General features: G+C 71.4%; 21 protein-coding genes. 6 read left to right on the top strand and 15 right to left on the bottom strand.

The window, feature by feature from the left end:
* Positions 1 to 640: 640 nt before the first annotated feature.
* Positions 641 to 1,012, top strand: a complete 372-nt coding sequence (locus tag AB0958_RS38450) for a hypothetical protein (RefSeq protein ID WP_366895133.1) — start codon at positions 641 to 643, stop codon at positions 1,010 to 1,012.
* Between the two features lie 656 nt (positions 1,013 to 1,668).
* Here the strand turns inward: AB0958_RS38450 and AB0958_RS38445 are convergent.
* The 6 genes from AB0958_RS38445 to AB0958_RS38420 all read right to left on the bottom strand — a co-directional run bounded on the left by AB0958_RS38445 (position 1,669) and on the right by AB0958_RS38420 (position 6,572).
* Complete coding sequence (locus tag AB0958_RS38445; RefSeq protein WP_366895132.1) at positions 1,669 to 2,262, bottom strand: hypothetical protein; 594 nt, start codon at positions 2,260 to 2,262, stop codon at positions 1,669 to 1,671.
* Positions 2,255 to 2,947, bottom strand: a complete 693-nt coding sequence (locus AB0958_RS38440; RefSeq protein WP_366895131.1) for a hypothetical protein — start codon at positions 2,945 to 2,947, stop codon at positions 2,255 to 2,257. The genes AB0958_RS38445 and AB0958_RS38440 overlap by 8 nt, the downstream gene beginning before the upstream one ends.
* A complete protein-coding gene (locus AB0958_RS38435; protein WP_366895130.1) occupies positions 2,940 to 4,259 on the bottom strand; it encodes a hypothetical protein in 1,320 nt (439 codons plus the stop codon). Before AB0958_RS38435 ends, AB0958_RS38440 begins: the two co-directional genes overlap by 8 nt.
* Before the next feature lie 62 nt (positions 4,260 to 4,321).
* Complete coding sequence (locus tag AB0958_RS38430) at positions 4,322 to 5,842, bottom strand: putative T7SS-secreted protein (protein ID WP_366895129.1); 1,521 nt, start codon at positions 5,840 to 5,842, stop codon at positions 4,322 to 4,324.
* A complete protein-coding gene (locus AB0958_RS38425; protein ID WP_366895128.1) occupies positions 5,839 to 6,162 on the bottom strand; it encodes a hypothetical protein in 324 nt (107 codons plus the stop codon). The genes AB0958_RS38430 and AB0958_RS38425 overlap by 4 nt, the downstream gene beginning before the upstream one ends.
* A gap of 107 nt (positions 6,163 to 6,269) precedes the next feature.
* Complete coding sequence (locus tag AB0958_RS38420) at positions 6,270 to 6,572, bottom strand: WXG100 family type VII secretion target (RefSeq protein ID WP_132890319.1); 303 nt, start codon at positions 6,570 to 6,572, stop codon at positions 6,270 to 6,272.
* 243 nt (positions 6,573 to 6,815) lie between these two features.
* Between AB0958_RS38420 and AB0958_RS38415 the strand changes: the two genes are divergently transcribed.
* Entirely contained in the window at positions 6,816 to 11,384 is a 4,569-nt protein-coding gene (locus AB0958_RS38415; protein WP_366895127.1) for an FtsK/SpoIIIE domain-containing protein, read from the top strand.
* Positions 11,385 to 11,399: 15 nt separating this feature from the next.
* On the opposite strand, the gene AB0958_RS38410 is transcribed toward AB0958_RS38415, so the two are convergent.
* Positions 11,400 to 13,046 carry a serine/threonine-protein kinase gene (locus tag AB0958_RS38410; RefSeq protein WP_366895126.1) on the bottom strand — a complete coding sequence of 549 codons (1,647 nt, stop codon included), beginning with the start codon at positions 13,044 to 13,046 and terminating at the stop codon, positions 11,400 to 11,402.
* Positions 13,047 to 13,108: 62 nt separating this feature from the next.
* Complete coding sequence (locus tag AB0958_RS38405; RefSeq protein WP_366895125.1) at positions 13,109 to 13,957, bottom strand: menaquinone biosynthesis protein; 849 nt, start codon at positions 13,955 to 13,957, stop codon at positions 13,109 to 13,111.
* Positions 13,958 to 14,250: 293 nt separating this feature from the next.
* Between AB0958_RS38405 and AB0958_RS38400 the strand changes: the two genes are divergently transcribed.
* A complete protein-coding gene (locus AB0958_RS38400) occupies positions 14,251 to 14,454 on the top strand; it encodes a cold-shock protein (RefSeq protein ID WP_003992177.1) in 204 nt (67 codons plus the stop codon).
* A gap of 311 nt (positions 14,455 to 14,765) precedes the next feature.
* Here the strand turns inward: AB0958_RS38400 and AB0958_RS38395 are convergent, their stop codons facing one another.
* On the bottom strand, positions 14,766 to 15,608 hold the full coding sequence (locus AB0958_RS38395; RefSeq protein WP_366895135.1) for an NAD(P)H-binding protein: 843 nt from the start codon (positions 15,606 to 15,608) through the stop codon (positions 14,766 to 14,768).
* Between the two features lie 98 nt (positions 15,609 to 15,706).
* Here AB0958_RS38395 and AB0958_RS38390 point away from each other — a divergent pair, with 98 nt between their 5' ends.
* Positions 15,707 to 16,405, top strand: coding sequence for a TetR/AcrR family transcriptional regulator (locus AB0958_RS38390; protein WP_366895124.1), 699 nt, complete (start codon positions 15,707 to 15,709; stop codon positions 16,403 to 16,405).
* A gap of 126 nt (positions 16,406 to 16,531) precedes the next feature.
* On the opposite strand, the gene AB0958_RS38385 is transcribed toward AB0958_RS38390, so the two are convergent.
* Together AB0958_RS38385 and AB0958_RS38380 are read right to left on the bottom strand one after the other, a co-directional pair.
* Entirely contained in the window at positions 16,532 to 18,436 is a 1,905-nt protein-coding gene (locus tag AB0958_RS38385; RefSeq protein WP_366895134.1) for an AMP-dependent synthetase/ligase, read from the bottom strand.
* Positions 18,437 to 18,720: 284 nt separating this feature from the next.
* Positions 18,721 to 20,004, bottom strand: coding sequence for an acetyl-CoA C-acetyltransferase (locus AB0958_RS38380; RefSeq protein ID WP_366895123.1), 1,284 nt, complete (start codon positions 20,002 to 20,004; stop codon positions 18,721 to 18,723).
* Between the two features lie 76 nt (positions 20,005 to 20,080).
* On the opposite strand from AB0958_RS38380, the gene AB0958_RS38375 reads away from it, so the two are divergent.
* Both AB0958_RS38375 and AB0958_RS38370 read left to right on the top strand, forming a co-directional pair.
* Complete coding sequence (locus AB0958_RS38375) at positions 20,081 to 21,391, top strand: 3-oxoacyl-ACP reductase (protein ID WP_366895122.1); 1,311 nt, start codon at positions 20,081 to 20,083, stop codon at positions 21,389 to 21,391.
* Positions 21,392 to 21,407: 16 nt separating this feature from the next.
* Positions 21,408 to 22,250: a MaoC/PaaZ C-terminal domain-containing protein gene (locus tag AB0958_RS38370; protein WP_366895121.1), complete on the top strand. Its 843-nt coding sequence runs from the start codon at positions 21,408 to 21,410 to the stop codon at positions 22,248 to 22,250.
* 154 nt (positions 22,251 to 22,404) lie between these two features.
* On the opposite strand, the gene AB0958_RS38365 is transcribed toward AB0958_RS38370, so the two are convergent.
* The 4 genes from AB0958_RS38365 to AB0958_RS38350 form a co-directional block, all read right to left on the bottom strand.
* A complete protein-coding gene (locus tag AB0958_RS38365; RefSeq protein ID WP_366895120.1) occupies positions 22,405 to 23,091 on the bottom strand; it encodes a TetR/AcrR family transcriptional regulator in 687 nt (228 codons plus the stop codon).
* Between the two features lie 48 nt (positions 23,092 to 23,139).
* The gene (locus tag AB0958_RS38360) at positions 23,140 to 23,445 is read right to left on the bottom strand and encodes a DUF4229 domain-containing protein (RefSeq protein WP_366895119.1); all 306 of its coding nucleotides are present in this window, start codon (positions 23,443 to 23,445) and stop codon (positions 23,140 to 23,142) included.
* A gap of 80 nt (positions 23,446 to 23,525) precedes the next feature.
* The gene (locus AB0958_RS38355; RefSeq protein WP_366895118.1) at positions 23,526 to 24,050 is read right to left on the bottom strand and encodes a GNAT family N-acetyltransferase; all 525 of its coding nucleotides are present in this window, start codon (positions 24,048 to 24,050) and stop codon (positions 23,526 to 23,528) included.
* Positions 24,051 to 24,076: 26 nt separating this feature from the next.
* The gene (locus tag AB0958_RS38350; protein WP_366895117.1) at positions 24,077 to 24,736 is read right to left on the bottom strand and encodes a UdgX family uracil-DNA binding protein; all 660 of its coding nucleotides are present in this window, start codon (positions 24,734 to 24,736) and stop codon (positions 24,077 to 24,079) included.
* Between the last annotated feature and the right edge of the window lie 185 nt (positions 24,737 to 24,921).

Here is a 24,921-nt window from a genome sequence, read left to right as displayed (position 1 = left end):
GGCTCCAGCTTCGCCCACTGCGCATTCGTCAGATCGTGCCTCCCCACGAAGTGGATCTTGACACATCAAGATCCACTTCTGAAACGCACCCTAGTGCCACCGAACCCTGCCGCACGCCCGTTGCAGCACAGGACGCTTCGTGGGCGCGGACGAGCGCCGGGCAGTTCGCCGTCGGTTCCGTACACGGAGGAAGAACGGCGCGCGGCTGACCGACTGGTCGTGGACGCCGAACTGACCCAGAACCTGGAGCTCGGGAGGTGCGTCTCACACCCACCGCAGCGAGTGGGCCATGTGTTCCTGGTGCCGATGCACGTCACGGCCAGGCCGCAGGGCAGTTCGACCTCTGTCACCTCGTCCGTCCCTGTCCGACGGAGTCCCGAGGCGATTGCCTTGGTCGCGCCCCTGACGCCACCAGGCGCTTCCGGGCTGTCGGTGAGGGAGACGAAAACCGTGGCCGTGCACAATGCCTCGTCGACCGCGGTCACGCAGATGCTCGCGTAGTCCACGGTGGAAGCCATGAGGTCACCTGTGGACAGCGCGCAGATCACCGCGAGCCGTGTCCGGTCCTCTTCGCTCGCCCCCGGAGGGCATCCATGCCCTTCCGGTCGACGCGTCCGGAGCAGAGCGGCCCGCCGCAGCCGTGGAGTTCGTACGCGGCCTCTATCCGGGCGGCGACGACACGCTCTGGCAGTCAGCGGCGCCCTTCTACGAACTTGTCACGGAAGCGATGGCGAACGCGGGACTCGCGTTCTCGGGCTTTGGGCTCTTCGCCCTGGACACCGGCGGTGTGGCCCACTGTTCCTTCACAGTGGCTGCGTACGCCTCCGACCATTCGGACCCGGACGTAGCCGCCCAGGGCATCCTGGCAACGCTTGCCTCCGATCCGATGAACGATGCCCGCTGGCTCGACCTTCCCTGCGGTCCAGCCGTCTCCCGCATATCCCTGCGTGAGCTCACCCTCAGCGCGGACATGACCGCGACCTGCGAGCAGGCCAAGCTGCTCACCGGCTAGATCCAGGTCCACGTACCGTTTCCGACAGGTCCGTACACCGCAGTCTTCACGATCGACACTGCGGCGTTGGACTACTGGGGCGAGTTCTGCGACATGACGACAGCCGTCTTGCAGACGGTCTCCTTCAACGACCTGGCGACCGATACCGAAAGCCTCGGCGGTGAACCGATGGGGACTGAGCGCGTCCGAGAGTGAGACGACCTTGCAGGCCCGGCTCGGATCGCCCTCTTCCCATAGGGCGACAGCGGACCGTTCCACGACGAAGGATCTTTTGCCTCGCACCGTGACGATCAGGCCACGCTCGCGCAGTTCCCGTACGGCACGGCATGCGAGGAAACGTGCCACGCCGACATGGGTGTCCTCGGCTATGCCCGTCGCGCGCTTGACAGTTCGATGTCGCCGAACTCAGAGATCCGCTGCCTCGGCCTCCAGTTCGCCGAGTGCTGGCGGCCCGTCCGTCGCCGCCCCTGTCGCACTCGGCGGGCGTGTGCAGCAATTTACGCGAGTGGGGGTGTGTTCGCACAGGTACACCAGTGCCACCATCGCGCGTTGAGACGAACGGAGCTTGCAGCGCCGGTCGCCCTCAGGAGGGACGACAAGCACAGTTGACCCACTCCACGAGTGCATCCTTCCACCGGCCGCCTGGCTCGGTCGGCTCAGAACCCCACCGTCAGCGTCCGCACGATGCTGTCCGCGGCCTCCTCGATCTCCTCGTCGATGCCCGGCACACTCCAGGACACCTGAAGCACGACGGCGTTGTCGGTGCCTTTGGGGAGGATTCCGAACGTGACGGTCTGGAGCAGCACTCCGGGGCCGCTGCGGGGCATGCCGTCCGCCGCGAAGTTCTGGCGGAGCCGCACGGCGGGGCCGATCGGCAGTTCGGGATGGGAGATCTGCGGAGGTCCGAAGTCATGTGCGCTGAAGGTGTCGGCCAGCCAGTCGAGAGAGAACCGGGGCACCGTGTCGTCGGGCCGGACGACCTCGACCTCCAGAAGAGCCAGAGCAGTGTCGAACCCGTCGGGGTAGAAGGCGAAGCCGTACAGCGGAGCACGGCTGCGGCTGTCCTCGGCCCAGCCCCGCAGGTCCTTCCGCAGGGTGCTGCTGTCCAGCTTGTAACCGGCCGCGCTGCTCCGCTCGCAGAGTTCCGTCGCGGTGTTCTTGGCCCACCTCTTCACGTCGTCCGACGGGTCGAGCGCCAGCGGCACCCAGTCCGTCGGACAGATGATGCCGCATGTCTCGATGTCACTCATGGGTACCGTCACCGTCCAACCAGGTGAGCGAGCCGGCCACCGCGTCGAAGAGCTCGACCATGGCGTCGGCGATCTGCAGAAGGGGGGTGGAGAAGGTCAGCAGGAGGTGCGCCGCGGTTCCCGGCACGGGCAGCTGGTAGTCCACCGTGACCGAGGGCAGCACCTCGCCAGCGCTTCCGGGCGCGCCGTCCGGAGCAGGAGTGTCCGGTCGCCCTGTATCGCGGCGCACCCGGACCACCGTGCCCGCCGCCAGCTCCACGACCGTGGCTTCGGCGTCCATGTCGGCCGACAGACGCCTGGCCAGTTCGGTCGGATCGGGCTGGACTGTGCCGGATGCGGGTCGCACCAACATGATCAGCAGGGAGGCTGGAATCGTGAGGGGGCCCGCCTGCTGGAGGCTCAGATACAGCTCGATTCCCCCGTCCCGGTAGGCCGCCGTGGCCTGAGTCAGGAGTTCGTCGCGTAGCTGCCGCTTGAGGTGAGGTGCGTTGTCGACTCCCGCGAACTGAAGGTCGACCAAGGCGTCGACCGAGCGTTCGCGCCCCTCCGGGTCGATCCGTACCCGGAACCAGCCGTCCGGCAGCAGCAGCCGGTAGTCGGCGGGGGAAGCGGGAGAGCGGGTGCTGTCCACGTTCGCGGTCACAGTGGCTCCGGTGTCGTCGGTCCGGCCGGTGGCGTCACGCATTCTTGTCCGGCTTGTCGTAGTGGAAGCGGCTGAACAGCGACTTCGTCGCGACCGGGGCCCATTCGGCCACGATGGTCACAGCCGAGAACACACCGGCCAGGCGCACCGCAAGGGTGTCACCGAAGACTCCGGCGAGCAGGACGAGGCTGAGGAGAGGAACGACCAACAACTCGTTGCCGCCGATCACAGAGCTGTGCCAACTCGTCTCTGTCCGGGCGTCCTTGGCAGGCAGGGGAGACATCGTCCGGGCGTCCGCTGCCAGGGGGTGACCGTTCCACCAGGGCTCCGTGGCCTCCGTGCGGCGCCTGGCGCTGCACAGTTCCTCGTCCACTGCGGAAACCGAGAGCGCCGAGACCGTTTCCTCCCAACGGCTCAGGCCCTGCGGACCGGCGAACCAGTACCGCCATGGCAACAGCGCCCGAACCTCGCCACCGCGGTCCCTGAACTCGACGCCCAGCGGCTCCCTGTCCCCCGCAGACACGAGCCGTACGAGCCGCGCGACGCCGCGCGCGCCATCGCGTCCGAGCCACCGCTCCCGACCGACGGTGTCGGTCAGCACCACGTCACCAGGCAGCACGCGTACGGACGCCGTACGACGGAACCTCGGTGTGGCCCCCTCGCCTGGAACCGGCTCGGGAGTGATCACCACCGCGTCGGCGAACCGTCGGTCGTCGTCCCCTCGGTTTCGCCACCACGCTCCGACGCGCACCACAGCGTCGGCTGCCGGTACGGCGAGCAGCGCGGCCGCGGCGATCGGCAGACACCAGTCGACATCGGACGCGAAGGCAACGACGAGAGCGACGAGCCAGCCGAGGAACCCGAGTCCTCTGGTCCAGCTGTGCCAGCGGGGTAGTTCGCGGTGAACCGCACGGTCCTGAGTGGGTCCTGAGGTCCGTTCCAAGGGCTCGCGTTCACCGGTCTTCGAACCTGGTTTCTCCTCCACCGGGACACCGAGGGCGGCGGCCAGCTCCCGCAGCCCGGTCCGGTCCAGGCATTTCGCCGGTTTCAGGTCCAGGATGCCTACGACACCGGCTTCCGGCAGCCACTCGGCGAGCGGGACGCACAGGACCTCGCGCCCTTCCTCGTCCTCGAAGACGAGCACGCCCCAGCGTTCCGCAGGCCGTTTGGTGACGGTTTCCCACACGTCGGGGGGCGGCGGGAGGAACGCGGCGCGCCGAATGCCTCCGGCGCCGACCGGATACCGGCGCTCACGCAGTCGCTGGTCGCGTACGACGAGGGTCTTTCCGTCGGCATAGAGACGAGCCCGGCGTACGACATCGGCGTTGTGCGGGCGCATACCTCTGGGACGCACCAGGACGCCCCGTCTGCCCGGCGCTTCCGCCGTTGTCCGCTGCTCGGCCTTCACCTGTCCGCTCACCCGCCGCCCGTCGTCGTGGCGCCCTTGACCCCGGTCGCCGACCAGAGCCCGTCGTCCAGCCCGCTGATCCCGACATGATCGCCGATCCAGCCCGTGATCTCGCCCTTGTCGACAAGGTCGGTGGCCGAGGCTACAGAGGTCGAGCCTGCCCAGATCCGGGTCTGTGTCTTGAATACACCGCTGGCCGCCTTCACCGCATCGTCGGCCCGCAGGGACTCAGAGATCTGCCCCATGCTCTTCTCCAGCCCGGCGATGCCGCTGTCCCCGATCCGCGGCCGGGCTCCCGCCCAGGCGGAGCCGTCACCCATCTGCCGAAGGTTGCTCAACCGAAGGTCCTTGACGCCCTTGTGGCCTTCCCATGTCTCCTTGCCGATCGACTTCGGGCTGAAGGCGTCCATGAGCCGGGCGGTTCCCGGATTCCATCCCTTCGGCGCTCCGGCGATGGCCTCGACACCGGCCTTCCCCCTCAGGGCACCGCCGCTGAGCGCGTTGGCTTGCTTCCACGTCTGGTTCACGGCCCGCTGATAGGCGGCCGTGCCGGGCCTTGCCCTGATACCGGCCCTGAGAGCTCGTCCCGCCGCGGACCTCGCGGTGGCCTTGGCGGCCAGCGACGCGCCCTTGGCTCCCGCGATGGCACCACGGCCGATGCCCAGCGTGACGAGCCCGACCACGTCGAGGGCGACGTCGAACCAGCTTCCGTCACCCGACAGGGCCAGCAGAAGGTGCCCCACGAGTGACACCAGGGTGGCGAGCAGTGCGATACTGCCCAGGATGCCGGCGAGCGCCTGACCGACGATCGGGATCCATCCCACCATCAAGGACAGCGTCCCGCAGATGGTGGCGATCCAGCCACTCCACGCAAGGAGCGTCTCGATCGCCCCCGCGTGATCGTGCACCCACCCCTTGAACTTGTCCCAGCGGCTGTCCTTGAGGCCGTCGTGATCGATGGCGTGCCGGATCGCGTCGCGGGCTCGCTTGGCCGCCGCGTCCCGGACTTCCTTCGCCGTCTCCAAGTCCCTCTTGGCCCGCTCCAGCGCCGAACCGGCGGCCTCCTGGCGCTTCTGCAGCTTCTTGCGGCCCGGATCGTCGTCGGGGGTGTCCTTGGGCAGCTTGTCGAGGGCACTCCCGCTCGCCCGGTGCTCTTCGTCGGCGGTCCGGGCGTCCCGGAGCGCCTTGTCGGCCATCTGCTGCGCCCGGTGGAGCTCCGAGGCGTACTCGGTGGAGGACGAACCGTCCAGAACCCGCTCGCCCAGCGCGTCGGCCGCTGCGTCATAGCGCTGGAAGGCCTTGCGCAGTTTCCCCTCGGCCTCTGCCGCCTGCTGCCGGAATTCCGTCGCCGCCTTGCTCTTCCAGGCTTCGACCGAGGAAAGTGCCTTGATCTCCGCAGCTTGCTTCTTGATGGATTCGGCGGTTTTCCGCAAATCCCGACCGAGCCTGGCGACTTCGTCCGGATCGCCCGGTACCGGATCGGCCGGCTCCCCGATGACAGACCACTCGTCGGCCCGAGGGCGCGTCATTTCGCCCCTCCCACGGGCCCGGCCGGCTTGGCATCCGTGCCGCGCAAGGCGTCGGCGAGTTGGTGATCAATGTCCTCGTAGCCCTTCGCCGCGGCGGTGAGGATCTTCGAGAGCTTCTCCAACTCGTCCAGCAGCCGGCCACGGTGAACCCTCCAGTTGTCGCCGAAGTCGTCGAAGACGTCGACTAGGCCCTGTTCACCGAAGACGGGCACCCCAAGGCCCTTCGCCGGATTCGCGTTTCCGGCGAACTCCTTGTGGATTCTGGAAATCGAGCGAGCGCTCTCCTTGATGCGTGAGAGATCAGCCGTCTGATCAGACACAACTACCCCCGTCGCGACACCTGGTAAAACATCCGCACACAACCCGCCGGTGCGACAGCCGACCGCTCCATCGCACCGACGTGGGCCCTGCTCTGCCGAGGCGGTGATCAGCCCTTGGCCTGCTTCGCCAGCTGGTCGTCCAGCTGCTCGTACGCTTCCTTCGCCTTCTTCAGGAAGTCCGAGAGGCCGTGCAGGCCCTGGATCGTCTTCGTCGCGCCCTTGGTGAAGTCCTTCATGGAGTCGTCGTACGCTCCCGAGGCCTTCTGGGTGGTGAAGCCGTTCTCCACCAGGGCGCTGACCCGCTTCTCCACGTTCTTGATCTTGTCCTCAAGCTCGTGCATGTCCTTGATCAGGTCGCCCGCGACCTTCTCCATCTCGGCATATGTGAGATCCGTGTCTTTGCCGGCCATGACGGCCCCCTCCCGTTCGTGTGGCCGCAGGGCCTGCCCCCGTGGCGCCGATCGCGCGGATCCGTGGCCATGGCCCGGCCGTCCGCACGAGCAAAGATCCTACGGGTGGGACACGGGTGGCCGCAGGGACCTTGTGCGAGGGAATCGTGAACCGGCGCACTCCCGTTGCACCCGGGAAAGCCCTCCGGCCGGGTTCCGGCTAAGGTCACTGCGGATGTGCCGGGCCTGCGAGGGGGAGACAACGTGCGCCTGAGTCTGACGGTCGTCGATCCGGTCGGCGGCGCCACCGCCGACGTGGTGCTCGACGCGGATCCCGAGTCGACGGTCGGTGACGTCGCCCGGGAACTGGCCCGGCAGGTCGGTTCCGGGTTCCCGGCCGCCGACGGGGGCGGCGCCCAGGTCATCCCCATCGGCGCGCACCGCGGGCAGGCCGCCCCCTTCCAGGTGTCCGGCCCGCAGGCCTACGTCGACGGGTACGCCCTCGACCCCGCCGCCACCGTCGTCGGCTCGCCGCTGCGTGACGGTGTCGTCGTCTCCCTGCACGATCCCGCCGGCTGCCTGATGGGGGAGCCCACCGGCATCGTGGAGTTCCGGGTCGCGGGCGGCCCGGCCGCGGGCGCCGTGCACCGGCTCGGCGTCGGGCGGTACGACATCGGCACCGGGGCCGCCTCCCACCTCCGCGTCGAGGACCCCGAACTGCCGGCGCGCGCCGCGACCCTCTCCATCTCCATCGACGGCACCTGCAAACTCCAGGTGCACACCGCGGACGCCCGGCTGGACGGGGAGGAAATCAAGGGCGACGACGACTGGCCGCTCGGCGCCCAACTCGCTCTCGGCAACAGCCTGTTCGAGATCACCTCGTACGCGCCCCCGAACGCCGCGCTCAAGTGGTCCGACGACGGTGCCGGGCTCGACTACAACCGGCCCCCGCGGCTGCGTCCCGCCGACCGGCAGACGCACTTCGCGCTGCCGAACCCGCCCGGCGACTACGAGGCCCGGCCGCTGCCCTGGCTGATGGCGCTGCTGCCGCTCGTCGGTGCCGTCGTCTCCGTCCTCATGTTCGGGCGCTGGTACTACCTGATCATGGCGCTGATGAGTCCGGTCATGCTCTTCGGCAACTACTTCATGGACAAGAAGCACGGCAGGAAGTCCCACGCCAAGCAGCTCAAGGAGTACAAGGAGCACAAGGCGCGGATCGAGGGAGAGGCACAGGAGGCCCTCGTCGCCGAGCGGTCGGAGCGGCGCAGCGCGGTGCCGGACCCCGCCGCCGTGCTGACGTACGGCACCGGGCCGCGGACCCGGCTGTGGGAGCGGCGCCGTACCGACGCCGACCACCTGCTGATCCGCTTCGGCACCGGACGCGTCCCCTCCGAGGTCGAGCTCGACGACCCCGAGCAGGACGAGCACAAGCGCAAGGTCCGCTGGTACATCGAGGACGCCCCGGTCGGCCTGTCGCTGCGCGACCTCGGGGTGATCGGCGTCGCCGGACCCGGTGACTCCGCGCATGCGCTGGGGCGTTGGGCCGTTGCGCAGACCGCCGTCCTGCACAGTCCCATGGACGTGCAGTTCTACGTCCTCACCGACCACGACGCCGGCACCCGCTGGGACTGGGTGCGCTGGCTGCCGCACTCCCGTCCGGGCAGCGGCCAGGACGTCAACGTGCTCATCGGCACCGACTCCGAGACCGTCGGCGCCCGCGTCGGCGAGCTCACGCAGCTCCTCGACGGCCGGCAGAAGGCCCTCAAGCAGGGTGGCCGCAACAAGGCGGACGGCCCGGCGTTCTCCGACCCGGACATCGTCGTCGTATGGGACGGATCGCGGCGGCTGCGGTCGCTGCCCGGTGTCGTCCGGCTGTTGCGGGAGGGGCCGGGGGTGGCCATCCACTCCCTCTGCCTCGACGAGGAGGAGCGGTTCCTGCCCGGGGAGTGCCAGGGCGTCGTCGTCGCCGAGCCGGTGGCGGGCCAGGACGCGGCGGCGGCCGTACCGCAGCAGGCCGTCGGCGGCTTCCCCTCCTTCCAGGCCTGGCATCCCCAGGCCGACACCGGCGAGGAGCAGGCGCCGCAGGAGCTGGAGTTGCGGCTGCGCGTCGAGCAGAGCGGGGCGCTGCGCAAGCGGAACGTGCGGCCCGACTTCGTCTCCGCCGCCTGGTGCGCCCGGCTCGCCCGTTCGCTCTCCCCGCTGCGGGACATCAGCGGGGAGAGCGAGGACTCGGCGCTGCCCGCCGCCAGCCGGCTGCTCGACGTGCTCCAGCTGGAGCCGCCCACGCGGGACGCGATCGCCGCCCGGTGGCGGATGGGCGGGCAGTCGACCATGGCCGTCATCGGGGAGTCGTACGACGGTCCCTTCGGCATCGACCTGCGGCGCGACGGCCCGCACGGGCTCATCGCGGGTACCACCGGTTCCGGCAAGTCCGAGCTGCTTCAGACCATCGTGGCCGCGCTCGCCGTCGCCAACACCCCCGAGAACATGACCTTCGTCCTCGTCGACTACAAGGGCGGCTCGGCGTTCAAGGACTGTGTGAAGCTGCCGCACACGGTGGGCATGGTCACCGACCTCGACGCCCACCTGGTGGAACGCGCCCTGGAGTCCCTGGGCGCCGAGCTGAAGCGGCGCGAGCACATCCTCGCCGCCGCCGACGCCAAGGACATCGAGGACTACCAGGACCTGGTCAGGAGGGACCCGTCGCACCCGCCGGTGCCCCGACTGCTCATCGTCATCGACGAGTTCGCGTCCATGGTGCGCGATCTGCCCGACTTCGTCACGGGACTCGTGAACATCGCCCAGCGCGGGCGTTCCCTCGGGATCCACCTGCTCCTCGCCACCCAGCGGCCCTCCGGCGTCGTCTCCCCCGAGATCCGTGCCAACACCAACCTCCGCATCGCGCTGCGCGTGACCGACGCCGGTGAGTCGACCGACGTCATCGACGCGCCCGACGCCGGGCACATCGCGAAGAGCACGCCGGGCCGGGCGTACGTCCGGCTGGGGCATGCCTCGCTGGTCCCCTTCCAGTCGGGGCGGGTCGGCGGCCGGCGGCCGGGCGCCGCCGATCCGGCCACCCTCGCCCCCTGGGCCGGGGCGCTGTCCTGGCAGGACCTCGGACGGGCGGCGCTGCGCAAGCCCAGGTCGGAGACGAAGGAGGACGACGAGATCACCGACCTGAAGGTGCTCGTCGACGCCGTGCGCGAGGCCAACACCGCGCTCGGCATCCCGGCCCAGCACTCCCCGTGGCTGCCCGCCCTCGACGACACCCTCCTGCTGGACGACGTGCCGGCCGTCCGGGCGCAGGGCGCGCTGCCCGCCGCCCCGTACGGTGTCGAGGACCTGCCCGCCGACCAGGCGCGCCGTGCGGTCGCCGTGGACTTCGCGACCTTCGGGCACCTCATCGTCGCGGGTGCCCCGCGCACCGGGCGTTCGCAGGTGCTGCGGACCATCGCCGGTTCGCTGGCCCGCACCAACTCCTGTGCCGACGTCCACCTCTACGGCATCGACTGCGGCAACGGCGCGCTGAACGCGCTGACCCGGCTGCCGCACTGCGGTGCGGTCGTCGGCCGGAACCAGACCGAGCGCGTCCAGCGGCTCATGGCACGGCTGTCGGGGGAGCTGTCGCGGCGTCAGGAACTGCTGGCGGAGCGGGGGTTCGCGGACGTCGGTGAGCAGCGGGCGGCCGTTCCGGAGGCGGAGCGGCTGCCGCACATCGTGCTGCTGCTCGACCGCTGGGAGGGCTGGCTGCCGACCCTCGGCGAGCTGAACCACGGCGACCTCACCGACCAGATCATGGTGATGATGCGGGAGGGCGCGAGCGTCGGCATCCATCTCGTCCTCACCGGTGACCGGCAGATCCTGGCCGGGCGGATCTCCTCCCTCACCGAGGACAAGTACGGGCTGCGGCTCGCCGACCGCGCCGACTTCTCCATGCTGGACATCAACTCCCGCAAGGTGCCGGAGGAGATCCCGCCGGGCCGCGCGTTCCGCAGCGAGACGGCCGCGGAGACGCAGTTCGCGTTGCTCTCCGCGGACACCACCGGGCAGGGGCAGGCCGCCGCGATCGTCGCGATCGCCGAGGCGGCCGAGGCCAGGGACGCGCAGGTGCCGCGCGCACGGCGGCCGTTCCGGGTGGACGTGCTGCCCGGCCGGATCTCCTTCGAGGAGGCCTGGGCGATGCGGGACCCCGCCGCGACGGCCTCCAAGCTGTGGGCGCTGGTCGGTGTCGGCGGTGACGAACTGACCGCCTTCGGACCGGACCTCGCCCAGGGTGTGCCGGCGTTCGTGATCGGCGGACCGGCCAAGTCGGGCCGGTCCACGAGCCTGTTGGGCTTCGCCCGCTCCTACCTCGCCAACGGCGTACGGATCGTGATCGCCGCGCCCCGGCAGTCCCCGTTGCGTGAACTCGAGGGCCGGGAAGGGGTGCTGAAGGTCTTCACCGGACGGGACGTCGACGAGGACGAGCTGGAGGAGCTGGTGAACACCGCCACCCCGGCCGATCCGGTCGTCGTCCTCGTGGACGACGCCGAGGTGCTGGACGACTGCGACGCCGAGGACGTCTTCAAGCGGATCGTGGAGCGGGGGGCCGAGGAGGGCCTGGCGGTCGTCATCGCGGGTGACGAGGACGAGATCTGCGACGGCTTCTCCGGCTGGCAGGTCGACGCCAAGAAGGCCCGCCGGGGCATCCTGCTCTCCCCGCAGGAGTCCGGCTCCGGCGAGCTGATCGGCATCCGCACGACCCGCGCCATGGTCGGCGGCCCCATCCAGCCCGGCAAGGGCATGCTGCACCTGGGCACCGGCGAACACGTCACGGTCACGACACCGCAGTAGGACAGGGGCGGTGGGTCAGCCCGACGTCTTCGTCATCACGGACACCGGGTTGCCCTCTGCCGAGCTGTCCGAGGTGTAGACCAGGGTGTCGTGGTCCGGGGTCAGGTAGACGGTGTTCGTGTCGGGGTCGCAGCCGTCGTGGTTGCCCTTGGCGCCCGTGGAGGAGGCGACGAGCCTCGTCCTCGTCACCGACTTCAGGGTGAGGACGTCCGTGCAGACCCCGCCCAGCTGGTCGGTCTGGCGCAGTCGGCCGAGCTCCGCGCCGACGGTCGCCTGCACGACGGTGACCCGGAAGGTGCCCATGGGGAGGTTGCCCTCCAGGGCGGTGGCCGTGCCCTCCCAGGTGCCGAGGTAGGAGGCCGGGATCGCGCCCCCGGACGCCGTGGCGCCACCCGAGGAGCCAGGGGTGGAGCCCGCCTGGTTGGACCCCGCGCTGCTGCCGTCGTCGCCGTGGAGCCACGTTCGTGCCAGGAAGCCGAGTCCGACCGTCGCCACGGCCAGGGCACCGGCCACGGCCAGCGCCACCGTGCAGCTGACCCGGCGCCCGCGCCCGCCCTCCGCGGGTACGGCGGTCGCCGCGACGCTCACCGACACCTTTCCGGGCGACGGGTCCAGACCAGCGGCCCCAGCGGTCACAGGAGTCACGGAAGCCCCGGCCTCAAGGGGCGGTTCCGGCGGTGGTGGCCCGAACTCCCCCACCGAGGGACTGCTGAACCCCACCGGCCCCGACCCGGATGCCTCCGCCACGTCCGCCGCCGCGTCCGCGCCCGCGTCGAGGTTCAGCACCTGTACGGCGCTCCGGCTCACCCGCTCCACCAGCGCCCCCGGCAGCCACCCGCCGGTCACCAGCCGCGCGGCCCCCTGCGGAGCCAGCCGCCGGGCCAGCTCCGCAGGCCCCGGCCGCTCCCCCGCCTCCTTGGCCAGACACGCCTCGGCCACCGCCCGCAACTCACCGCTCAACGAGCCGAGTTCCGGTTCCTCGTGGACGACCTTGTAGAGCAGCGCGGCCGACGAGTCGCCCCGGAAGGGCGGCTCCCCGTTCGCCGCGTACGCCAGCACCGCCCCCAGCGAGAAGACGTCCGCGGCGCCCGTGACGCCCTTGCCGAGGATCTGTTCGGGAGACATGTATCCCGGTGAGCCGATCGAGACCCCCGTGGACGTCAGCGACGCGGTGCCGTCGGTCGCCCGGGCGATGCCGAAGTCGATGAGCAGCGGCCCGTCCAGGGTGAGCAGCACGTTGGACGGCTTCACGTCCCGGTGCACCAGGCCCAGTTCGTGGACGGCCGCCAGCGCCTCCGCGAGCCCCGCGCCGAGCGCCCGTACCGTGTGCGCGGGCAGCGGACCGCCGTCGGTGACGGCGGCTGTCAGGGAGGGTCCGGCCGCGTAGGCGGTGGCGACCCAGGGCACCGGCGCGTCCGGGTCGGCGTCCAGTACGGGGGCCGTCCAGGCGCCGCCGACCCTCCGGGCGGCGGCCACCTCGCGGCGGAACCGGGCCCGGAACTCCTCGTCCGGCGCGAAGTGCGGGTGCACGATCTTCACCGCGACCGTACGGCCGCCCGCCGACCGGCCGAGGTAGACCCGGCCCATGCCGCCGGAGCCGAGCCGGCCGAGCAGCCGGTAGGGCCCCACGGCCGTCGGTTCGTCATCCGCGAGCGGCTGCATGCGTCCCCCCACCCCTGAGAGAGTCCGGACCCCCCGGAGTCCACGCAGCAGCCTATTGCCTGTCAGGGTTCCAGCAGAGCGACCTTCACGTCCGCCGGGAACCCGGTCGTCGGGCCCACCCGGCGGGCGAACTCGGCGACCGCCGCGAGCTGCGGCGCGCCGAAGCTGAAGTCGAGGGTGGTGAAGTACTGGGCCAGGGTCGCCTCGTCGAAGGCCTCCCAGCGGGCGGCCTGTTCGGCGACCTTGGCGACCTCCTCCAGGGAGAGGTCGCGGGAGTCGAGGAAGGCGGTGTGCACCTCACGGGTGATGCCCGGCTCGCGCTCCAGGTAGTCGCGGCGCGCCGCCCAGACCGCGAAGACGAAGGGCAGCCCCGTCCACTCCTTCCACAGCGCGCCGAGGTCGTACACCTCGAGGCCGTAGCGCGGGCCGTCCAGCAGGTTGGCGCGCAGGGCCGCGTCGCCGATCAGTACCGCCGCCTCCGCCTCCTGCATCATCAGGCTGAGGTCGGGCGGGCAGGTGTAGTAGTCGGGCTGGACGCCGTAGCGCTCGGCGAGCAGCAGCTGGGCCAGGCGTACCGAGGTGCGCGAGGTGGAGCCGAGGGCGACCCGGCGGCCGTCCAGCTGGTCCAGCGGGACCTGCGAGACGATCACGCAGGACATCACGGGGCCGTCGCAGCCGACGGCGATGTCCGGGAAGGCGACCAGGTCGTCGGCGTTGCGCAGGAACTCGACCAGGGTGATGGGGGCGATGTCGAGGTCCCCGTGCACCAGTCGCTCGCTGAGCTTCTCCGGGGTGTCCTTCGTGAGCTCGAAGTCGAGGAGGGTGCCGGTTCTCGCGAGCCCCCAGTACAGGGGCAGGCAGTTCAGGAACTGGATGTGTCCGACGCGCGGCCGGGTGCGAGAATTGTCCACATCGCGAGGCTAGACCCCATGGGGTACGGTGCTGAGACCGCCCCCGCCGTCAAGCCCCACCGGGATCATTCAAACGTCCGGGTGACGTGATCTTGGCCTCTGTTGCATTCGGCTGCCCACATGCTAGGCTCGCCGCAAGTTGCAGTTTGGTTTCCCTTGCAGTACAGAGCCTGCGGAGCATGTAACCGCGGGCTCTCGTCGTTTTCAGACATATGCAGTTGTGCGGCACTTAGTTTGTTTTCACACTTGCAGGTTCTGGAGCAGGGCGACCCTTTTGAGCCCAAGGAGGGCTTATGGCTACCGGAACCGTGAAGTGGTTCAACGCCGAAAAGGGCTTTGGCTTCATCGCCCAGGAAGGCGGCGGCCCCGACGTCTTCGTCCACTACTCCGCGATCAACGCCAGCGGGTTCCGCTCTCTCGAGGAGAACCAGCAGGTGAGCTTCGACGTCACGCAGGGCCCGAAGGGTCCGCAGGCGGAGAACGTCACCCCCGTCTGATCCCAGACAAACCAAGTCTGATCGCATACTGAGTGCAGTACCCAAGGAGCCCCGCGCCATCCGGCGACGGGGCTCCTGCCTTTTCTCACGGGAGCGGGGTGCGGGGAAGCACGGAAGACCGCGGCGACCCGCCGGAGGCAGCTGTATTCAATTCCGTGTTTCCCCTACGCCCCCCTGTGGCTCCCCTGCGTCTTCTTGACGTTCCCCCGGAGTCTTCCCGGCGTCTTCCCGGCCCCTTCTCGGTACCCTTCCGGCCCCCTTTCGGTACCTTCTCGTCGTTTTCCGCCGGAATGCACCAGGCGGGCGGCCCCTCACCCGGCCAGGCGCTCGCGCAGCAGTGTCCGCATGGAGACGGGTTCGCGGCCGAGCAGGTCCGCCAGGGCGGGATCGGCGGTCGCGAACTCGTGCTCGCGGGCCGCGGTGAAGATGCCGAGCAGGTGTCCGGCCGTCTCCTCCGGGACCCCGCCGCCGACCAGATGGCGGACGAACTCGTCGTCGGCGACCGTGGTCCTGGTCGCCCCGGCCAGTTCGGCGAGGTCGGCGAAGGTGAGCGCCTCCGAGCCGGTCAGCGGGGGCGTCGGCCCCTCGAAGCGGCCCTCGTCGGCCAGCACGACGGCGGCCGCCTCCGCCAGGTCGTCGTGGGCCGTCCAGCAGACGGGGCCGTCGGCGGGCAGGGCGACCCGTCCGGACGCCAGGCCCTGGGTCAGGAAGTCGAGCCCGCTGGTGGCGTGGAAGCCGTTGCGCAGCGAGGTCCAGGACAGGCCGGAGTCGGCCAGGTCCCGCTCCGTGGCCGCGTGGTCGCGGCAGGCCTGGAAGCGGGAGGTGGGGCTCGCGCCCATCTGGGCGGTGTAGACGACCCGGCGGGCGCCGACCGCGGCCGCGGCCTCGATGGCGGCGCGGTGCTGCCGTACGGTCTCCTCACCCATCCGGTCGACGGAGACGAGCAGGATCTGGGACGCGCCCTCGAAGGCGTGCGCGAGTCCTTCCGGCTCGGTGAAGCTGCCCTGGCGCACCCGCACCCCCCGGTCGGCGAGAGCCCGCGCCTTCTTCGGGTCCCGGACGCTGACGCCGACCCGGTCGGCCGGCACCCGGTCCAGCAGTCGCGCCACGATCCGGCTGCCGAGCTGTCCGGTCGCTCCGGTCACGATGATCACGATGTCCTCCACGAGACGATATCGATGGTAACAATTTCAGCGTAACATCGATACTAACGATGGAAGCGAAGTAGCGGTATCGGCGATATCATCGAGGCATGCCCTCGGAACCACGTGACACGGACACCCGCCGACGCGTCGTCGACGCCGCCATCGCCCTGCTGGAGCGCGCCGGACGGGACGCCCTCACCACACGCGCGGTGGCCGTCGCCGCGGGGCTCCAGCCCCCGGCCATCTACCGGCTGTTCGGCGACAAGGAGGGGCTGCTGGAGGCGGTGGCCGAGCACGGCTTCGCCACCTTCCTCGCGAGCAAGAAGGTCGACCCCGACCCCGAGGACCCGATCCAGGACCTGCGGGACAGCTGGGACCTGGCGGTCCGGTTCGGCCTGGAGAACCCCGCGCTGTACTCGCTGATGTACGGCGACGTCTCGCGCCGGGACTCGCCGGCCTTCCGGACCGGCCTCGAGATCCTCCGCGGCCGGGTACGGCGGCTCGCCGTCGCCGGGCTGCTGCGCGTGAGCGAGCCGCTCGCGGCCGACGTCATCCACGCCACGGCCCGCGGCGCCGTCCTCACCTGGCTGTCCATGCCGGAGTCCGACCGCGACCCGGCGCTGCTCGGCACCCTGAGGGAGGCGATGGTCACGGCGATCACCACCGAGGAGCCGGCGGTGCGCGCCGCGGGGCCGGCCGGGGCGGCGCGGGCGCTGCGCGCCCGGCTTCCCGAGCAGACGGTGCTCAGTGGGGCGGAGCAGCAGCTGTTGCGGGAGTGGCTGGACCGGCTGGCCGAGGAGGGGTGAGCGAGGCGGCCGACGGTTCTTCGGGTGCGGCGCCGGGGGGGCTGGTCGCGCAGTTCCTCCCCCAGCCTCCGGCCGGGGGGGACCCCCAGCGCCCCTGTCGGGGCGCTGACACTGAGCGGCGCTGAACTACTTGGCGTACAGGCTTTCTATCTCGGTCGCGAAGTCCTTCATGATCGTGTCGCGGCGGAGCTTCATCGACGGGGTCAGGTGGCCCGCCTCCTCGGTGAAGTCGACGGGGAGCACGGTGAAGCGGCGGATGGACTCGGGGCGGGAGACGAGTTTGTTGGCCTCGTCGACGGCCCGTTGCAGGACGGCGCGCAACTCCGCGTCGTCCAGGAGGAGTTCCGGCGGCACCGGGTGCTTGCCGTTCATCTGCCGCCAGTGGGTGAGGCCGTCCCGGTCCAGGGTGATCAGCGCGCTGACGTAGGGCAGTCCGTCGCCGACCAGCATCACCTGGGAGATCAGGGGGTGCGAGCGCAGCCAGTTCTCCAGCGGGGCGGGGGCCACCGACTTGCCGCCGGCGGTGATGAGCATCTCCTTCTTGCGGCCGGTGATGGTGAGGTAGCCCTCGTCGTCGAGTTCACCGATGTCACCGGTGGCCAGCCAGCCGTCCCGGGTGGCGGGGACGACCCCGCCGGCCGCCGGGTCCCAGTAGCCGCGCAGGACGTGGTCGCCCGCGATCAGGATCTCGCCGTCGGCGGCTATCCGGACCTTGGTGCCGGGCATCGGCCAGCCGACCGTGCCCAGCCGGGGTTTGAGCGGCGGGGTGCAGGTGGCGGCGGCGGTGGTCTCGGTCAGGCCGTAGCCCTCGTAGATCTCGATGCCCGCGCCGGCGTAGAACGCGGCGAGGCGGCGGCCCAGCGGTGAGCCGCCGCAGATGATGTGGCGGACCCTGCCCCCCATGGCGGTGCGGATACGGCGGTAGACGAGCGGGTCGTAGAAGGCGCGGGCGGTCTTCAGGGCGCGGCCGGGGCCGCCGCCGGTGCCGGTCTGTCTGGCCTCCAGTGCCTCGCCGTAGCGCTGGGCGATGCCGGTGGCGCGGTCGAAGACGGCGACCCGGCCGCCCGCCTCCGCCTTCGCCCTGGCGGTGTTGAAGACCTTCTCCAGCATGTACGGGATGGTGAGGAGGCAGGTCGGCTTGAAGGCGGCGAGGTCCGGGAGCAGTTCCTCGGCCTTGAGGCTGGGGGCGTGGCCGAGGCGGACCCGGGCGCGGACGCAGGCGATCGCCACCATCCGGCCGAAGACGTGGGACATGGGGAGGAAGAGGAGGATGGAGACCTCCTCGTCGTTGCGGGCCTTGAAGATCGGGTAGAGGAGTTCGATCGCGTTGTCGACCTCGGCGAAGAAGTTGCCGTGCGACAGGGCGCAGCCCTTGGGGCGGCCGGTGGTGCCCGAGGTGTAGATGAGGGTGGCGAGGGTGTCGGGGCCGAGCATGCCCCGCCGGACGCCGACCTCGGCGTCGTGGACGTGCCCGCCCGCCTCGGCGAGCCGGTCCACGTGCCCCTTGTCCATCACCCACAGGTGCCGCAGGTCGGGCAGCCGGTCGAGTTCCGGACCGAGTGCGGCGGCCTGCGCGCTCGCCTCGGTGACCAGGGCGACCGCGCCGGAGTCGTGCAGGATCCAGCGGGTCTGGAAGACGGAGGAGGTCGGATAGATCGGGACGGTGACCAGGCCGGCCGCCCAGGCGCCGAAGTCGAGCAGGGTCCACTCGTACGTCGTCCGGGCCATGACCGCGATCCGGTCGCCCGGCATCAGGCCCTCCGCGATCAGCCCCTTCGCCACCGCCAGCACCTGTTCGGCGAACTGAGCCGCCGTCACGTCCTCCCAGCGCCCGTCCTCGGGGCCCGTCTTGCGGCTGAGCACCACCGCGTCCGGCTCCCGCTCGGCGTTCTCGAACGGCAGGTCGGCGAGCGAGCCGTGCCGTATCGGCGGCGCGAACGGCGGTACGTACGCCTCCCGCACGGCCCCGTCCAGCCGTTGGACCTGGGGCTCGACCAGGATCGGCTTCCCGTCGTAGTCCGTGGCGCTGATCGTGACACCGGAGGAGACGGGGGCGGCGTTCTGGAAGGAGGAAGTGGACACGGGGCGGCTCCTCGGGCGTGCAGCGGTGAACTGCTTGCTGCATCACGTACGTGCCTCATGCGGCGAGGCGTTCACCGGGGCCGGACCTCCGAAAGGGGTTACCGGCGGTTGGACGGAGAGCGTACGGCTCCGCTGTGGCGGCGTTGTGAGGTTTCCGGGATGGTACGGGGCCAAACCTGTGCAATCCCGGAGGTTACGTGAGGGTCTCTCACATCAGCCCCCCACCGACCGGGTCACGGTCGTTCCAGGACGGCCGTCACCCCCTGACCGCCCGCCGCGCAGACGGAGATCAGCCCCCGCCCCGGACTCTCCCGCTCGGCGAGCGCCTTGGCAAGGGTCGCGACGATCCGGGCCCCGGTGGCGGCGAACGGGTGCCCGGTGGCCAGCGAGGAGCCGTTGACGTTCAGCCGGTCCCGGTCGACGGCCGGCAGTCCCCGTTTCTCCCAGGCGGCGAGGGTGGCCAGCACCTGGGAGGCGAACGCCTCGTGGATCTCGATCAGGTCGAAGTCCGCCGCGAGGTCGAGGCCCGCCCGCTCCAGCATGCGCGGCACCGCGTACGCCGGCGCCATCAGCAGCCCGTCCTCGCCGTCCGCGACGTCGCCGTGCACGAAGTCGACCGCGGCGGTCTCACAGGCCGTCAGGTACGCGAGCGGCCGCAGGCCGCGCTCGGCCGCCCAGTCGTCGGAGGCCAGCAGCACGAGCGCGGCACCGTCGGTGAGCGGGGTCGAGTTGCCGGCCGTCATCGCCGGGTCGGGGTCCGCGGTGCCGAACACCGGCTTGAGGCGGCCGAGTCGCTCCACGGTGGAGTCCGGGCGCAGGTTCTGGTCCCGTGCCAGGCCGCGGAACGGGACCACCAGGTCGTCGAAGAAGCCGCGTTCGTACGCGGCCGCCAGCCGCTGGTGGCCGGCCGCCGCCAGTTCGTCCTGCTCCCGCCGGCCGATCCCCCAGGCCCGTGCGGTCACCGCCGCGTGCTCGCCCATCGAAAGACCGGTGCGCGGCTCGGCGTTGCGCGGGATGTCGGGGACGAGGTGGCCGGGCCGGATCCTGGCGAGGGCCGCGAGCCGGCCGCCGAGGGACTTCGCCCGGCGGGCTTCGAGCAGGATCCGGCGCAACGCGTCGTTGACGCCGAGGGGTACGTCGCTCGCCGTGTCCGCGCCGCCGGCCACGGCGGACTCCGTCTGCCCGAGGGCGATCTTGTTGGCGGCGGCGACGATCGCCTGCAACCCGGTGCCGCAGGCCTGCTGGATGTCGTAGGCAGGGGTGCGCGGGTCCAGCCTCGAGCCGAGGACGGTCTCACGGGCGAGGTTGAAGTCCCGGCTGTGCTCGAGCACCGCCCCGGCGACGAACTCCCCCACCGCGCCGGGCTGTTCCAGCCGGTAGCGGTCGGTGAGCCCGTCCAGGGCCGCGGTCAGCATCTGCTGGTCGGAGACGGTGGCGTACGGGCCGTCGGAGCGGGCGAAGGGGATCCGGCTGCCGCCGATCACCGCGACCCGGCGAGGGAACCTCACAGCGCTCATCTCGACCTCTCCATACCCGGTGACATAGGATTACCTCCGGTAACCTTACTCCAGAGTAAGCACGTGGGGGCTGGGCATGGCAGACCGTTATCTGAGCTTCGCCGGAACCGCGCCCGGCCGTTTCCTCACCCGGCGGCTCGGGCTGCCGCAACCGGCCGAGCTGATCCGCCGGTCCCCCGAACGTCCCGGCTTCAGCGGAGAGTTGCTGCTGCTGACCGCCGGCAAGCCGGATCTGGACGCGGAACTGACGCCGGTACTGGCCCGCACCGGCCTGCGGCCCGGGGCCGACTCCCCCGTCGCCGTCGTCCTCGACGCCACCGGCGTACGGGACGTCGAAGCGCTCGGCGAGGTGCACGCGGCCCTGCACCCCGTCGTGCGGTCGGTCGCCGCGAGCGGCCGCATCGTCCTGCTCGGCGCCCCGCTCGACCACACGGACCACCACCAGTACGCCGCCCAGCAGGCGCTGGAGGGGTTCGTCCGGTCCCTGGGCAAGGAGGCGGGGCGGGGCAGGACCGTCAACCTCGTCCGCCTCGAAGGGGACGCCCGGTCCGCCGAGTCCACCCTGCGGTTCCTGCTCTCCCCGCGGTCGGCGTACGTCAGCGGGCAGGTGATCGAGGTCGGCGCGGGCCCCGTCGCCGTACCGGACGACTGGGAACGGCCGCTCGCCGGGCGCACCGCACTGGTCACCGGCGCCGCGCGCGGGATCGGCGCGGCCGTCGCCGAGACGCTGGCGCGGGACGGGGCGCGGGTGGTCGTCCTCGACGTACCGGCGGCCAGGGCGGAGGCCCGCGCGGTCGCCGAGCGGCTCGGCGGGGAGGCGCTCACGCTCGACATCACCGCGGCGGACGCGGGGGCGCGGATCGCCGACGCGCTGCCGGCGGGGCTCGACGTCCTCGTCCACAACGCGGGCATCACCCGGGACCGGCGGCTGGTCAACATGCCGGCCGAGCGGTGGGGTTCGGTGCTCGACGTGAACCTGGGGAGCGTGCTGCGCACGACGGACGCGCTGCTGGAGCGCGGGGCGGTCAACGCCGGCGGGCGGATCGTGGGCACCGCGTCCATCGCCGGGATCGCCGGCAACGCGGGGCAGACGAACTACGGCGCGAGCAAGGCGGGGATCGTCGGGCTGGTACGGGGGCTCGCGCCGCGGGCGCTCGCCGAGCACGGGGTGACGGTGAACGCCGTCGCGCCCGGGTTCATCGAGACGAGGATGACCGCCTCGATCCCGCTGTTCATCCGGGAGGCGGGGCGGCGGATGAACTCGCTGGGGCAGGGCGGGACGCCGGGGGACGTGGCGGAGACGGTGGAGTGGTTGGCGCAGCCGGGGTCGGGGGCGGTCAACGGCCAGGTCGTACGGGTCTGCGGGCAGAGCCTGCTGGGCGCTTAGCGGAAAGGCGGACTCCGTGACCGTACTGACCCGACCGCCCGCCCTCGGGCCCCTGTTCGTGCGAGGGGCGTTGCTGTCGCCCTTCAAGAGGCCCGCTGGGGACGCGGCGTTCCCCCGCACCCCGCTCGTGCTCCCCGGGCTCCGCCCCGACCTGCCGAGGCTCGCCGCCTACGAGCGCGTCTGCGGGTTCGCCACCGGGGCCGAGGGGCTGCCCGTCACCTACCCCCACGTCCTCGGGTTCCCGCTGGCCATGAAGCTGATGAGCGCCCGGGACTTCCCGCTCCCGCTGCTCGGGCTCGTGCACACGTCCATCGAGATCTCCCGGTACGCGGAGCTGCCCGCGGACGAGGTGTACGAGGTCGCCGCCCGCGTCGAGGGGCTGCGCCCGCACCGGCGCGGGACCGAGGCCGCCGTCCTGACCGAGATGCGGGCCGGCGGGGCCGTCGTGTGGGAGTCGCGGAGCACCTATCTCGCGCGGCACCGGACGTCGTACGACGGTGCGGAACCGCGCGCGGAGCACGAGCCGCTGCCCGTCGTCGACGAGTGGCGGATCGCCGGCGACGTCGGGCGGCGGTACGGGGCCGCCTCCGGGGACCGCAACCCCATCCACCTCTCCGCGTCCACCGCCCGGCTCTTCGGTTTCCCCCGCGCCATCGCGCACGGCATGTGGACGGTCGCCCGCTGCCTCGCCGCCCACGGGGTGCCCGAACGGGCCCGGGTGACGGCGGAGTTCCGGGCGCCGGTGCCGCTCCCGGCGACGGTGCTGTACACGGCGGACGGCACCGGCCGCTTCGAACTGCGAGGCCCGGACCGGGACCGGGTGCACGTCCGCGGCCGGGTCTGCGCGCGGGAGGCCTGAGCGGGACGACCGGGCGGGGTCCCCGGAACCGGCCCGGTGCCGTCGTCCGGAACGGTCCTGGCGGGTGCCGGCGGTCCGGGGGCGCCGTACGACGGATCCCGGCCGCACGGCCGAGTGGTTCCACCTGGAACGCCCCGGTAGCCGACGCGGACGGTCAGCGCGGCGTCCCCGGACGGCGACGGGCCGGATCGGACGTCGTCGGGTGGGGCGGGGACCAGGGGCGCCCCTCCATCAGGTTGCCCAGGCCCGCCCAGGCGAAGTTCATCAGGGTCGTCGCGGCCTGCTTCGCGGTCACCCCCGGGGTGGCGTTGGCCCAGGCGGCGAGGGACTCGGCGGCGCCGACCAGGGCTTCGGCGAGGCCCGCCACCTCCCCCTCCGCCAGGTCGGGGTCACGGTGCGCCTCCCGGGCGGCGACGGCGATGAGCTGGGTCACGAACGTGACGAGTTCCTCGCGCATCGCCGCCACCACGGAGGCGAACCGCTCGCCGTGCGTACGGGCCTGGATGTGCAGCACCGACCAGCCGTCGGGGTGGGCGGCGGTGTGCGCGAAGAACGCCTGGAGCCCGTCCCAGAGCTGGCGGTCGGCGGGCAGTTCCCGGCGGACACCGGTGCGGACCGCCTCGGTCAGCGCGTCGGCCTCACGGCGGATGCACGCCGTGAACAGGTCTTCCTTGGAGTTGAGGTAGAGGTAGACCAACGGCTTGGAGACACCGGCGAGTTCGGCGATCTCGTCCATGGACGCGGCCATGTAGCCGCGCTGTCCGAAGGTCCGCACGGCGGCGTCGAGCATCTGCTGCTCACGGACCGCCCGCGGCATCCGCTTGGTCTTCACGGCACCCATGGGCCAAAGCCTAGTTGCGGCGTGGGGGTTGGGAGCCGTCCGCGCGGTTCAGGAGGTCTGGCTGCGGGCCGGGGCGGCGGCCTCGTCGGCCACGTCGTCCTCCTGGCTGCGGTTGGCCTCGATGTTGGCCTTCATCCGGTCGACCCGCTGCGAGACCTGGACCGACGCGCGGTCCCGCTCCTTGCGCAGCACGACGAAACTGATCGGCGCCGACAGGACGAGGGACAGCAGCAGGACCCACAGCAGGTTGGAGTCGCCGAAGCCGCGGGGGAACGCACCGGCGTAGACGAGGCCCCAGACGACGAGGAGGCAGCCCGCGAAGATACCGAGGCGCATCAGCGTGTAGCGGAGCATCTCAATCCAGTCTTCCGACGACGAAAAGGGGCACCGTCCAGTGAAGCACGGCGCGGGGCCGATCTTGCAGTGGGGTCGGGTCAGGCCAGGGGGAGCAGCATGGTGATGTCGTCGCGGTCGTCGCCGGGGGCGACCCGGATCGCGCCGGGGACCCGGCCGACCTCCTGGTATCCGCAGGAGCCGTAGAAGCTCTCCAGGCCTTGGCCGCCGCGGCAGGTGAGCCGTATCGCGGTCGTGCCGTCGAATCCGCGGGCCGCGTCGGCGGCCGCGGCGAGCAGGTCCCGGCCGTGGCCCTGGCCCTGGTGCTTGGGGTGCACCATCACCGTGTACAGCCACACCCAGTGCTGCATCAGACGATGGGTGTTGAAGGCGAAGAAGGCGGTGGCGGCGACGGTGCCGGACTCGTCGTGACCGACGAGGAGCCGGTGGCGGCCCTCGGCCATGGCGACGAAGTGCCGGACCAGTTCGGGACGGACGTCCTCCGGGGTCACCGGGGCGACGAAGCCGACGGCTCCGCCCGCGTTGGACACCTCCGTCCACAGGTCGAGGACGCCGTCGCGGAGGGCGGGGGTGATGTCGGGATCGAGCGTGAAAGTAAGAGGCACTCGGGCAGTGTAGCCATTACCGATCACTATGACGACAGGGTTCGCGCGGCGACTTCGAGATCGGCGACGAGGCCCTGGTAGGCCTGCGCACGGTCGTCCGACCGCAGGACGGAGGACGGGTGGACGGTGGGTACGAGGCGTTCGGGGCGGCCGTGCACCTCCCGTTCCAGCACGGTCCCGCGCACCTCGCCGACCCGGAACGACGATCCCAGCAGGGCCTTTCCGGCGGTGGCGCCGAGCACGACGATCAGCTCCGGGGAGACGACGGCCAGCTCGGCGGCGAGCCAGGGGGCGCAGGCCGACATCTCGCGGAGGGTGGGGGCCCGGTGGATGCGGCGCTTACGGGGTTCGGCCCGGGTGAACTTGAAGTGCTTCACGGCGTTGGTCACGTAGGCGTCGGCCGGGTCGAGGCCGGCGTCCGCGAGGGCCCGGTCGAGGAGTTTCCCGGCCGGGCCGACGAAGGGCTCGCCCTGCCGGTCCTCCTGGTCACCGGGTTGCTCGCCGACGAGCATGAGACGGGAGTGGGGGGTTCCCCTGCCGAAGACGGTCCGGGTGGCGTCGCGGTGCAGGGGGCAGCCTCGGCAGTGCGCGGCGGCCCGGCGGAGGGCGGGGAGGCTCGGCGCTCGGCCGTCGGGGAGGAAGGGGGTTGCGGTGTACGCCTCCTCCGGGGCGCCGGTGCTGGACATGGGGGCCGGGTACCCGCCGTGGGGGGGCGGATTCGTCTCCGGGTGCGGGTGAGTGGGGGTCGCTCGCGCAGTTCCCCGCGCCCCTAGGGCCCTTCTGATGGATCTCCGTAAAAAAAGGAGCGGCGTTCGGTGCGTGCGATCGGCGTGCGGGGTGGCGGGTCATGTGGCGGAGCCACCTGGCCCGC

This window comes from Streptomyces sp. NPDC006655, from assembly GCF_040703965.1.
Lineage (GTDB): Bacteria > Actinomycetota > Actinomycetes > Streptomycetales > Streptomycetaceae > Streptomyces.
Note: the sequence above shows the minus strand (reverse complement) of the source record. Positions and strands in the feature narration are given on the sequence as shown.